At 69.2% G+C, this 11,678-nt stretch carries 11 protein-coding genes; 5 read left to right on the top strand and 6 right to left on the bottom strand.

Going from position 1 to position 11,678, the window contains the following annotated elements; translation table 11 throughout:
• Window positions 1–64: 64 nt before the first annotated feature.
• The gene (locus NS4_RS08880) at window positions 65–910 is read right to left on the bottom strand and encodes an SDR family NAD(P)-dependent oxidoreductase (RefSeq protein WP_063059032.1); all 846 of its coding nucleotides are present in this window, start codon (window positions 908–910) and stop codon (window positions 65–67) included.
• 7 nt (window positions 911–917) lie between these two features.
• Window positions 918–2,525, bottom strand: a complete 1,608-nt coding sequence (locus NS4_RS08875; protein ID WP_063059031.1) for an SMP-30/gluconolactonase/LRE family protein — start codon at window positions 2,523–2,525, stop codon at window positions 918–920.
• Between the two features lie 343 nt (window positions 2,526–2,868).
• On the opposite strand from NS4_RS08875, the gene NS4_RS32100 reads away from it, so the two are divergent.
• Together NS4_RS32100 and NS4_RS08870 are read left to right on the top strand one after the other, a co-directional pair.
• The gene (locus NS4_RS32100; protein WP_157105956.1) at window positions 2,869–3,096 is read left to right on the top strand and encodes a hypothetical protein; all 228 of its coding nucleotides are present in this window, start codon (window positions 2,869–2,871) and stop codon (window positions 3,094–3,096) included.
• Window positions 3,097–3,145: 49 nt separating this feature from the next.
• Entirely contained in the window at window positions 3,146–3,790 is a 645-nt protein-coding gene (locus NS4_RS08870; RefSeq protein WP_063059030.1) for a pentapeptide repeat-containing protein, read from the top strand.
• Window positions 3,791–3,801: 11 nt separating this feature from the next.
• On the opposite strand, the gene NS4_RS08865 is transcribed toward NS4_RS08870, so the two are convergent.
• Window positions 3,802–4,371 carry a TetR/AcrR family transcriptional regulator gene (locus NS4_RS08865; protein ID WP_063059029.1) on the bottom strand — a complete coding sequence of 190 codons (570 nt, stop codon included), beginning with the start codon at window positions 4,369–4,371 and terminating at the stop codon, window positions 3,802–3,804.
• Between the two features lie 125 nt (window positions 4,372–4,496).
• Here NS4_RS08865 and NS4_RS08860 point away from each other — a divergent pair, with 125 nt between their 5' ends.
• Window positions 4,497–6,992 carry a 2Fe-2S iron-sulfur cluster-binding protein gene (locus tag NS4_RS08860; protein ID WP_169811742.1) on the top strand — a complete coding sequence of 832 codons (2,496 nt, stop codon included), beginning with the start codon at window positions 4,497–4,499 and terminating at the stop codon, window positions 6,990–6,992.
• Between the two features lie 89 nt (window positions 6,993–7,081).
• Here NS4_RS08860 and bla read toward each other — a convergent pair whose 3' ends face one another.
• Window positions 7,082–8,026, bottom strand: coding sequence for a class A beta-lactamase (gene bla, locus NS4_RS08855; RefSeq protein WP_063059043.1), 945 nt, complete (start codon window positions 8,024–8,026; stop codon window positions 7,082–7,084).
• Window positions 8,027–8,189: 163 nt separating this feature from the next.
• Between bla and NS4_RS08850 the strand changes: the two genes are divergently transcribed.
• Window positions 8,190–9,065, top strand: coding sequence for a LysR family transcriptional regulator (locus NS4_RS08850; RefSeq protein WP_063059027.1), 876 nt, complete (start codon window positions 8,190–8,192; stop codon window positions 9,063–9,065).
• The gene (locus NS4_RS08845; RefSeq protein WP_063059026.1) at window positions 9,062–9,958 is read left to right on the top strand and encodes a serine hydrolase; all 897 of its coding nucleotides are present in this window, start codon (window positions 9,062–9,064) and stop codon (window positions 9,956–9,958) included. Before NS4_RS08850 ends, NS4_RS08845 begins: the two co-directional genes overlap by 4 nt.
• A gap of 22 nt (window positions 9,959–9,980) precedes the next feature.
• On the opposite strand, the gene NS4_RS08840 is transcribed toward NS4_RS08845, so the two are convergent.
• Both NS4_RS08840 and NS4_RS08835 read right to left on the bottom strand, forming a co-directional pair.
• Window positions 9,981–10,406 carry a hypothetical protein gene (locus NS4_RS08840; protein WP_157105955.1) on the bottom strand — a complete coding sequence of 142 codons (426 nt, stop codon included), beginning with the start codon at window positions 10,404–10,406 and terminating at the stop codon, window positions 9,981–9,983.
• A 395-nt stretch (window positions 10,407–10,801) separates the two neighbouring features.
• Entirely contained in the window at window positions 10,802–11,638 is an 837-nt protein-coding gene (locus tag NS4_RS08835; RefSeq protein WP_063059024.1) for a mycofactocin-coupled SDR family oxidoreductase, read from the bottom strand.
• Between the last annotated feature and the right edge of the window lie 40 nt (window positions 11,639–11,678).

Raw genomic sequence — 11,678 nt, 5'->3', positions numbered from 1 at the left:
GCTCATGGCGTTCTCCCACCCCGGGTCCGGGGACAGTCGGTGTCGGTGCGGTGCATTTCGGTGGTCAGCCGGTGATCGCGGCGCGGAATCCCTCGTCCGCGAGGAACAGCGAGGTGTTGTCGGCGCCCAGATGGGTCCATTTGAGGTTCAGCCCGCCGTCGACCAGCAGGGTCTGCCCGGTGATGTAGGACGACAGCCGCGACAGCAGGAACAGCACCGCGCCGGCCTGCTCCTCGGGACGTCCGCGCCGGCCCATAGCGATGGCCGTCCGGTCCCGTTCCGGGTCCTCGCCCACATAGGTGCCCGAGGCAGGGGTCTCGGTGACGCCGGGAGCGATCGCGTTCACCCGGATATCGCTGAGCGCCAATTCGACCGCCAGCGTCCGGGTGGCCGCCACCAGCGCCGCCTTGGCGGTGCCGTAGGCGATATGGAAGGGCGCGGTATTCATCCCGCTGATGGACGACAGCGAGACGATCGACCCCGGCCGGCCTTCTCCCCTGATCTCCCCGGCCACGGCCTGGCTCATGAAGAACATGGATTCGAGGTTCTGCTGGAACAGGGCCCGCCAGTCCTCGCGCGTTACGCGGGTGGCCGGCATCCAGGTGGCGGGCGCGGCGCCGCCGGCGATATTCACCAGACCGTAGAGGTCCCCCTCGGCGCGCCGGGCCGCGGCCAGTACGGTGGCGACACCCTCGTCGGTACCGGCGTCGGCCTGCACCGGAATCACCTTCAGCCCCTCCCCTGCCAAGGGTTCCACATGTTTCGCGAGGTTCTCCGCCCCGCGGCTCACTCCCAGGACGGTGGCCCCGGTCGCGGCGACCAGCCTGGTCACCGCGGTACCGATACCGCCGCCGCCCGCACCGGACACGATCACCACGCGTCCGTCGAGGCCGAAGAATTCGGTCGTCATGGATTCCTCACCCGTCCTTCCGGAACGCGAGCACACTGCCCTCGGCATCGGCGGCGATATATACGGTGCCGTCGGCACCCGCGGTGATACCGGCGAACGGCCCCTGCGGACCCGAGAACGGCGGCATACCGAGCAGCGGTTTCGGTGTCACGCCCGCAGGCGCCCCCACCGGCAGGTTCCACGCGAGGACCTCACGGCCTTTGGTCTCCAGATCGATGGCGACGAGCGTTTTGGCCCCGGAATCGACGACCAGCAGTTCGGAGCCGCGGATCAGCATGCCCTGCGGAGTCTCCAGACCGTCGACCACAGTGTCCACTCCGGCGGGGGTCACCGCCACGATCCGCCCGGCACCGGATTCGGAGACCAGACAGGTGCCCCCATCGGTGAACACGACCCCGAGCGGCTTGTCCAGTCCGGAGGCCAGTACCTCGACCCGGCCACCACCGGTCACCCCGAGTACCCGACCGGTACCGAACTCGGCGGTGGCGACGATCCCCCCGGGCCCTGTCTCGATGCCGTACAGCTGATCGAACGGCGCCTCGCCACCCGCCAGGACCTCGCTTTCCGCGGCGCCGGGCCGCCACCGGGTGATCTGGCCACCCGAGGTGGCGACGACGAATTCACCGGGGCCGGTGGCGGTCACCCCGCGGACGAATCCCGGATAACCCGGATGGAACAGCATGCCGACGGTTTCGAGCCCGCCGTCGCGGACCGCGTAGAAGTAGGTACCGTCGGCGACGAACAGCGTGCCGTCCGGAGCCACCGTCAAGTCCAGCGGCCAGTTCAGCCCGCCGGGCAGCGTCGTGCGGGTCTCGCCCCCGGCCAGGATCTCGGTGATCTCGCCGGTGAAGTTGGAGACGAACAGCCGCCCGTTCACCAGCGTGCAGTTGTCCAGCCCGGGATTCAGCTGGGCCAGTACTGTCTTTTCGCCGTTGCGTGGGTTGATCCGTAGCACCTGACCCGATGCCACCTGGGTGGACACGATGAAACCGTCCGGGTCGAACTTCACCGAGTCGGGCACCCCGAGATCGCCCGTGACCCGTTCGGGCGCACCGCCGTCGGGATGGATACGCCAGATCTCGTTGGTGCCCATCACCGGGTAGTAGAGGAGTCCGTCGGGGCCGACCTCCATCGCATTGGGCTGTTCGATGTTCTCCAGCAGGATGCGGGGAGCGCCGCCGTCGAGGGGTAGTTCCATCAGCCGCCCACCCGGCCGGCACTCGTTGACGAACAATCGGCCCTGGTGGACGGTGATGCCGTTGGCGCTGGGCAGATCCGCGCGCAGCAGCCGGGTGGTGCCGTCGGCGTGCCGGGCACTGACCCGGCCGTCCATCACCTCGGTGGCGTAGAGGGTGCCGTCCGGGTGGAAAGCGCAATCGTCGGGCGCGACGATATCGCCGCCCTTGGCGCTGATGGTTTCGATTGCGCCGGTGTCGATATCGAGTGCGCTGATCTGACTGCCGGTCACCTGGGCGATATAGATCCGGCCGTCGGGACCGGTCCGCAGGCCGTTGGCGCCGAACAGCCGGCTCGGCGGGGTGACGCGCCGTTGCTGCCATCCCGCCGCGAGCCCGATCGACCGGCCGCCCTGAAAGCGCGCCTCTTGCTGCAACATCCGATTGACTCCCAACCGACCCGGCCGATAGCGCCGACCCACCTCGATGTCGAGGACTTGTAAGGAATCTAACGTCCAATCAGCACAAGCGCAATAAGTATTGCAATCTTTGTAAGGATAGCCGAGGCAGCCGGATACGCAGTCGACCGAGCACTTCCATCGCCTCGATTCCTGAGACCCGACGCCTCACTTCTTTTCGAGAGAATAACATTCTCTATTGAGGAAATGAGCAGCTCCGAGGAGATGGTGAAGCTCTTGACATGCAGATCGAGCCGGGTAGCCGCGGAGCCGGCAACGCCCCGCAAATCCCTCACCCCGACAGGCCGTCGCCAGCGCGTCGGCCGTGAGCACGCCGAGACGTGCCGATGCGAATATCCCCGCGACGGTCACTGTCTGCGGTCCGAGGCGCCTGCTCAACAGCCATGAGGTGATCGCCGACGGGGCGATCCCGCGGTGGCGCGCCCAGGGGTTGTATCGCGACGAGTACCGATCGAGCGCACCGCACGGGCGCGCCGGGTCGGCCGATCACATGCCGGGAGCGGCACTCAGCGCCGCGCACACCCGGGTGTAGCGTCTCGGAGGTCCACCGCGTTCGTCTATTGCGATCTCGTGAGGGTGCCATGCCGCGGGAACTGACCGACCTGCCGTTCGCGAACCTGCTGGAGCCGGCCGGTGCGATAGCGAGGGAGGGCGAGTACGACTGCCGCCGCTTCGACGACGCGGTCCTCACCGCGCCGGACGCCGCGCACACCGTGTTCGACCAGTGCACCTTCCGGTCGGTACAGGTGGACGGAGGTTCGCTGCGGGGCGCGCGGTTCACCGAGGTCTGGTTGCACGGGGTGCGGATCACCGGCACCGATTCGGCGGACGCGGCCTGGATGGACGCGGAGGTCGTGGAGGGCGCCTGGTCCGGCGTCGAGGCGAGCGGCACCGAGCTGCGCCGGGTGGAGTTCCACAATTGCAAACTCGATTCGGTCAATTTCCGGGGCGCGGCCCTGACGAAGGTCCGGTTCGTCGATTCCGTGCTGCGGCATGTCGATTTCGGCGGCGCGACACTGACCGAGGTCGATTTCGCGGGTTCGGAGATTTCGGCACTCGTGGTACGGGACGCACGATTGACAAAAGTGGATTTCCGCGGCGCGCAGACCCTGCGGATCGCCGAGGGGGTCAGCGCCCTGCGCGGCGCGGTCGTCACCCCGGAACAATTGCTCGACCTCGCCCCGGCCTTCGCCGCCTCGGTCGGGCTGCTGGTCCAACCGGAATAGACCGGCGACCGTCAGCGCGGCCCGCGAGTGACGGCACGAGCCACGGTCGCGGCGATCTCCGCGTCGGTGAGACCGCTGTCCTGGATGAGCGCGTGCGAGAGCACGGTCCGGACCACGACTTCGGCCGCCAGACGCGGCGGCAACGCCAGATGCCCGTCGTCGCGGCCGGCGATCAGCGGTTCGGCGGCCGCGGCCACGGATTCGACCAGATTCAGGTGCGCACTGCCGTGTTCGATGGCCACGTTGAGCAGCCAGGCGGGTTCGTGTACGCGCAGATAGTTGAAGGCGCGATGCTCCCGCAGGTAGCGCAGCGCGAACAACGTTGCGGTGCGCGCTATCTCGCCGACCCCGGTGTCGAGTTCGAGTTCGGCGAACGCGGCGGCGACCATTTTCACCACCTCGTGCCGCCCGACCGCCGAGGCCAGCCCGTCCTTATCACCGAATTCCCGGTAGGCGGTGGCCCGGGAGACACCGGCGCGGGCGGCGACCGCGGCGTGGGTGAGGCCGTCGAGACCGCTCTCACCGATCAGCTCGACCGCGGCGTCCAGCAACGCATCCGATGACCGGGTCGAGGAAGTCATGGCTCTTTCTACCCCGGCGCCTTGCCACGCTGCCTGTACTGAGACTAATTTGTCGAATAGTCTCAGAATTGCGGACGAGCTCCGAGGCGCCCGAGACCGCTGGACAACAAATGCCGGAGGCGACGATGAGCGAATACGCGGCAGCTCGACCGCCGGTGCGCGGGCGAGTGGTGGTGCTGGGCGCCAGTATGGGCGGGCTACTGGCCGCCCGGGTGCTCAGTGAGAGCTTCGGCGAAGTCGTGGTGATCGAACGCGACGATCTGTCCGCCCCTGGAGACCGGCGGGGCGTCCCCCAGGGCAGACACGTCCACGCGCTGCTGGCCCGAGGGCGGCAGATTCTCGAGGACCTGTTCCCGGGTCTCACCGCGCAACTGCTCGCCGATGGCGCGGTCGAATGCCGGTCCCTGACCGAGATGCGGATGACCGTCGCGGGACATACGCTACGGCAATCCGATTCCGGGTATTCGCTGCTGCAGGCCAGTCGCCCACTTCTCGAGTGGCGGGTGCGGGAGCGAGTCCGCGCGCTGCCGGGTGTCCGGTTGATCGATAACACCACCGCGGAGCACCTGCTCACCGACGCGTCACGGGCCCGGGTCACCGGCGTGCGGGTCACCGGCCGCGATATCCCGGCGGATCTGGTGGTGAGCAGTACCGGACGCCACGGCCCTGTGGGTGATTGGCTGGCCGAGCTCGGTTACGAACGCCCGGCGGAGGAGGGCGTGCGGATCGATATGAAATACGCGAGCCGCTATCTGCGACTGCCCGCCGACTCCGCGCCCGCGGACAAAGAAATCGTGATCGCGAACCAGAACCCGGCCCGGGGCCTGGCGCTGTTCGCGGTGGAGGACGGGCAACATATCCTCACGCTGATCGGATACGGAAAAGACCACCCTCCGACCGATCCGGACGGCTTCTGGCGATTCGCGTCCTCGGTCGCGCCCGCCGACCTCCGGCCGGCGCTGCTCGACGCCGAACCCCGTACCGGGATCGCGACCTATCGCTACCCCGCCAACCAACGCCGCCGCTACGAACGGCTCGATCGGTTTCCGGCGGGACTGCTCGTGTTCGGTGACGCCGTCTGCAGTTTCAGCCCGGCCTTCGGTCAGGGTATGACGGTCTCGGCGCTGCAGGCCCTGCGGCTGCGCGCGGTACTCGCGGCCGGCGACCACGACCTGCCGCGGCGCTGGTTCCGGTCCGTGGCGGCCGCGATCGACGACGCCTGGGCGATCACCGCTCTGTTCGATCTGGCCATGCCGCACGTGGACGCCGCCGGGTGGCCGGCGCTGCGCGCACTCGGCCCGGTAGCCGGACTCGCCATGGCGGTCGGCGAACGCGACGCGGCCGTCGGCCGGCAGATTTCCCGCATCGCCGGCCTGCTGGACCCGCCCACCGCGCTGCTGCGCCCGGATCTGCTCGCCCGGACCGCACTCACCCTCGGCGGTATCGGTATGCGAAGCCTCCCCCGGCCGGGCGCGGCCCGGGCCGCGTTCGCCCTCGGTCTCGTTCTGCGCGGCCCGGCCCGGCCCGCGCCCGAACCGGCCACGCGGTTCGATCCGCTGCCGCACGGCCCGGCGCGCGGATTCCACCGGCTCAACGTACGTTCGGTGGTGCACGACACTCCGGGCAGCGTGATCGTCGAGTTCGAGGTGCCCGACCGGTTGCGGTCCCGGTTCGGGTTCGCCGCGGGCCAGCACGTGGTCATTCGCGGCACCCACGACGGCGAGCCGATCCGCCGCAGCTATTCGCTGTGCGACGAGGCAGGGTCGGACCGGGTGCGGATCGCGCTACGGCGCCGCGACCGCGGCGCGTTCAGCTCCCACGTATTCGAGCACCGGATCACCGGTACGGCACTCTATGTCTCCGAGCCGGCCGGAAGCTTCACTCCCGACCTGGATCCCACGGCCCGGCGCCGGTACACGGCGGTCGCGGCGGGCAGCGGTATCACCCCGATCGTCTCGATCATCGCCACCGTCCTCGTGGTCGAGCCGCACAGCACCGTCACGCTGCACTACGGCAGCCGCGACCGGGCGCACATCATGCTCGCCGCGCGGATCCGGGAACTGACCGCCCGCTATCCCGGGCGCCTGCACGTCACCCATCATCTGTCCCGGCAGCGCACCGGAATCCGGCCGGACCCGCAGGGCCCGGTCCACCGGTACCGCCGGATCGACCCGGTCGAGATCACCCGCGCCGACGCCGATCAATGGTTCCTCTGTGGGCCGAAAGCACTGGTGGCCGATACGCTGTCGGCCCTGCGCGCCCGCGGCGTCGACCGGTCGCGGATTCGCACCGAGCTGTTCGAGACCCGGCCACCCCGGCCACCCCGGAGGACCGGGGCGGCCAGCCACATCACGCTCACCGGCCACGGTGAGCCGCTGGAATTCGCGATGCCGCGCGAGCACACGATCCTGGATGCGGCCCTCACCCGGCGCGAGGACCTGCCCTACTCCTGTCTCGGCGGCTCCTGCGGCACCTGCCTCGCCACGCTCGAGAGCGGAGAGGTCGAGATGGACACCGATCCGCTGTCGGCGCTGACCGCCGCCGACCGCACCGCCGGCCGGATACTCCCCTGCCTGGCCCGGCCGGTCACCCCGGAGGTGGCCCTGCGCTTCGGCGAGTGACCCCGGCCAGCGGAATTGTCGCGATGCGCATTCGGTATCACCCATTTCAGGCGCCCGATATCCGTGTGCCCGGATACCGGGCGTCGAGCTCACCGCGACATGGTGCCCAGCACCGCCGCCGCCGCGTCGGCGACCGCGGCATCGGCGCCCGCGGCCATCGGATAGCCAGTGGTCGAACGACTGAAGATCACCAGCACCAGCGATGTCCCGTTGGGACTCCACACCACCCCGGCGTCGTTGGCTGTGCCATAGGCGCCACTACCGGTTTTGTCCGCCGCCACCCAGCCGAGCGGCAGACCCGCGCGCAATCGCGCACGCGAGGTGACGCTCGACCGCATCCAGCTGGTGAGCATGCGGCGGTACTCGGTACTCAGGCCGTCACCGAGGATCAGCTTGCGATAACCGGCGGCGAACGCCGACGCGGTACTGGTATCGCGAGGGTCACCGGCGCGCGCCTCGTTGAGCTCGGGCTCCCACCGATCCAGCCGGGTCTGCGAGTCGTTGATCGAACGCGCGAATTCGGTGACGGCGCGGGGGCCGCCGAGCCGGCGCAGCAGCAGATTCGCCGCCGTATTGTCGCTGCGGACCAGCGCGGCCCGGCTCAACTCGTAGTAACTCATGAGCTCGCCGATGTGATCGAAGGTGACCGGCGAGTTCATCACGATGTCCTCGCGGGTTATCGGCACCCTGTCGTTCAGATCCAGTTCCTCGCGTTCGGCCAGTCGCAGGATCGCGGCCACCGCGTACACCTTGAAAGTCGAGCACATCGCGAATCGGTCGTCGGCGTTCCATTCGAAGGTCCGCCTACCCCGGGTATCGACCGCGGCGATCCCGAAGAGCACATTGTATTTCGCCTGCAGCGTCATCAGCGTATTGCTCAGGTCCACGGTCTTGTGCTCGGTGGCCGTGGCGGGCGCGGCCGGTGTGCCGGTATCAGCACCTCCGCAGGCGGCGGACAGTGCGACCGCGGTCAGGACGAGGGCCAGTGATCGCCGACTCGACGGGATGCGGTACGCGGATCGGTTCGGTTTCACCTCCGCAGCAGACACCGGCTGATCGGCGGCCGCCAATATCCGACACTCCCGCATACCAGTCGCAAATGATATCAATGCAGGTAGGGTCCGGTTTCAATGCTCGAAATGGCACAGAAATCCGCAGTTCGGAAGCGGTCGGGCGGGTCGCTGGTTCAATATCGCTATGGATCTGATCCGACACCTCGGCTACTTCGTCGCGATCGCCGACGAAGGCCATTTCGGACGGGCCGCCACTGTACTGGATATGACGCAGCCGCCGCTTTCGCAGGGCTTGCGGCGGCTGGAGAACAGGCTGGGCGTCGAGCTGGTGCACCGTACCCGGCAGGGGGCGGTACTCACGGCGGCGGGCCGGCAACTGCTGCCCAGGGCCCGCTTGCTGGTCGACGATGCGGAAAGGCTGCTCGCCGAGGCACAGCGAATAGCCCGCACCCGCGGCACAGTGCACTGGGGCGCCACCCCCGCCCTGCCCGACCGGATCGTCACCGCCTGCGTCACCGCGCTGCGGACCGGAAGCGTCTCCGGCGAAGCGGTTTCCACCGATACGGGTACCACAGTGGATCTGGTGGCGGCCGTCCGGTCCGGGCTGTGCGATCTCGCGGTGATCGAGCATCCGGCGCTGGTGGACGGCGTGGAGGCCCGGTCCGTGGTGAAACTTCCGCGGTGGATCGTCGTTCCGGCCGACCATCGCAGCGCGGCCACCGAACGTCCCACCTTCCCGATGCTGGCCGATCTGACCCACGCCGCATATCCGCGGGCTGCCAATCCGCCGGCCTCCGATACCGTTCGCGACCTCTTGCGCGAACGCGGCCTGGATGCGCAGACGGTCACCGTCCACGACGATCGCGCGGTGCTCGCCGCGGTCGCCGCGGGCGCGAGTTTCGGGCTGACCACCACACCGCCCGCCGATATACCGGGTGTCTCCTGGCTGCGAATGGCCCCGCAGGCGGTGGCGTTGCGCTGCCGGGTGATCCACCGGGCGGGCGCCGAGGACCAGGCCGACGCTGTCGACCGGGTGCTCTACCGGGAGCGTCTGCGATGAGCACGGCCGAGCGGATCCGGGCGGTGTTCGCCGACGCCGGGTGCACCGGACGGCTGCACGCCCGCCGCTGCGACGGCAGCGCCGCGGAGGTCTCCATCGGAGGGGCCGAGCGGGTGGTCACCGCCTCGGTGTACAAACTCCCCCTGCTGCTCGCGTACTGCCGCGCCGTGGACGCCGGTCGCCTGGACCCGCTGGCGCGGCTCACGCTCACTCCGTCGGAATGCACGCCCGGCCCCACCGGGATCTCCGCCCTGCACGATCCGGTCACGATGAGCCGGCGCGATCTGGCCACTTCCATGATGACCGTCTCCGACAACGCGGCCGCGGATCTGCTGCTCGGCGAAATCGGGCTGGCCGCGATACACGAACTGCTGGAATCGCTGGGATTGGAGCAGACCCGGCTGGTCGGCGGCACCGCCGATATCCAGCGCAGTCTGGTGCGCGACACCGACACACACGGCACGGCCGAGGCGTTCACCGCCCTGGCCGACAACGACGAGGCCTGGACGGTCTCCGCCTACGATCCCGCCTACACGAGCGCGACGACCCCGGAGGAGATGACCCGGCTGCTGGCCGCGCTCTGGCGCGGAGAAGTGCTGTCGGGCGAGCAGACGGATTTCGCCCGGGCGGTCATGCGACGCCAGGTCTGGCCGCACCGGATCGCGGCCGGATTCCCGCATCGCGGGGTGGCGGTGGCCGGGAAGACGGGCACGATCGGCATCATCCGCAATGAGGTCGCCGTGGTGGAGTTTCCCGGCGAACACCCGGTCGCGGTGGCCGTTTTCACCCGGGCCGCCCGCGCCGATCCCGCTCTCCCGGCCGTGGACGCGGCGATCGCCGAGGCCGCGCGGATCGCGGTTACAGAGTTGCGCCGGGCGCTGCCCACCGAGTGAACGCGTGGCGCAACGCGGGTCGTCACCCGGTGACGAGCAGATCCACCCGATACTCCCCGCCGGAGACCGGCCCGCTCGCCGGCGGGGACGGCCGGAGCGCGACCAGCGCGATCCGGTACCGGCCCACGGTCACCTCGGTGGAAAAGCGCTGATTCGTATGGAGCTCGTGCCGGGAACGCTGTGCGCCGGCGGTCACTTCGGTGATCACCGTCGCGTCGCCCTCCCATACACACGTGGTCCCGACCGGGCACCGGCCGTCGGCGGACACCTGGTCGAACGACACCGTCAGCCGGTCGTCGTCCAGCCGGGCGGTTTCGCCCGGTGCCAGCGTGAATTCGGTACCGAGTCGCGGGGAAACGGGAGGCGGCTCGGCCGACGCACCGCATCCCGCCGTGGCCGCCAGTACCCCCATCACGACTGCCCATCGGCCGATTCGTCTGGCATGCATGGCAACCGATCCTCGCATATCGCCGGGCCGGGGTCCGGCACACCCGGAGCTCCGGGGTCACTCCAGAACCGGCGTAACGACCGTCGGCCGGACCCTCCTCGCCTCGCGTAATCGAAGCCAGAGCGAGTCGGCCGTGAACGTCAGCTCGAAGGGGGCACCCAGCCGGTTGAGCGCCTAGCGGATACCGAGGACTTCGAGCAGGCGGCGCACCGCCTCCTGGATCGCGACAGGAATCGGCGCGGCCGCCTCGCGCTCGGCAGTAGGGGTGTTGCGCGCGGAGGACACGGGCCGCCGAGATGGTCGGTACAGCCGGTCGGCGGTACGGGACGCGGACTCACGCGGCGACGCGGCCCGGGCAGTGGCGTGTCCGGGCCGCGACCGTGCGAACCTGTCGACTACTTGAGCATCGACCCGCAGTCCACGGGCAGTGTCACGCCCGTGAGATAGCGGGCTTCGTCCGAGGACAGGTACAGCACCGCGTTGCTGATATCGATCGGATCCACCCACGGCACCGGCAGGGTGTGGAACATCTGGCAGATCGGCGCCATATCGGCGGCGGTCGGGTTCTCCAGATCCGGGCGGAACATCTTGAAGGTCTTCTCGTTCATGATCATCGCGGTGCTCACGTGCGTCGGGTGCACCGAGTTGACCCGGATATTGTGCTGTCCGAGTTCCACCGCGAAGGCGCGCATCAGGCCGACCACACCGTGTTTGGCGGAGACGTAGTGCCCGGTCTGCGGGTAGGCCTTGAGACCACCGACCGAGCTGGTGAGCACGATCGAACCGCCGCGGCCGCCCTCCAGGATGTGCGGGACCCCGGCCTTCACCGATTTCCACACACCGCTGAGGTTGACATCGATCATGTCCTGCCAGACCTCTTCGTCGGTCTCGGCCAGGGTGTCACCGCCGCTGGCGATACCGGCGTTGGCGACGATGATGTCGAGCCGGCCCAGCGTGCCGACCGCCTCGGCGAGCGCGGCTTTCAGGGCGGCCGAATCGCGCACGTCGACCTCGGCGGTGACGACCCTGCGGCCGGTGGCCTTGACCAGCTCCTCGGTTTCGACGAGATCGTCCGGGGTGGCCAGCGGGATCTCGACGGTGTCGATCGGTTTACAGATATCGATGGCGATGATGTCGGCGCCTTCTTCGGCCAGCCGCACCGCGTGGCTGCGGCCCTGGCCGCGGGCCGCGCCGGTGATGAAGGCGACCTTGCCCTCGACCCGTCCGGTCATGACTTCCTCTTTTCCTCGTTCCGGCCGCGGTGGCCGGCCG

The sequence above is a fragment of the Nocardia sienata NBRC 100364 genome (assembly GCF_001613205.1).
Classification (GTDB): Bacteria; Actinomycetota; Actinomycetes; order Mycobacteriales; family Mycobacteriaceae; genus Nocardia; species Nocardia sienata.
Note: the sequence above shows the minus strand (reverse complement) of the source record. Positions and strands in the feature narration are given on the sequence as shown.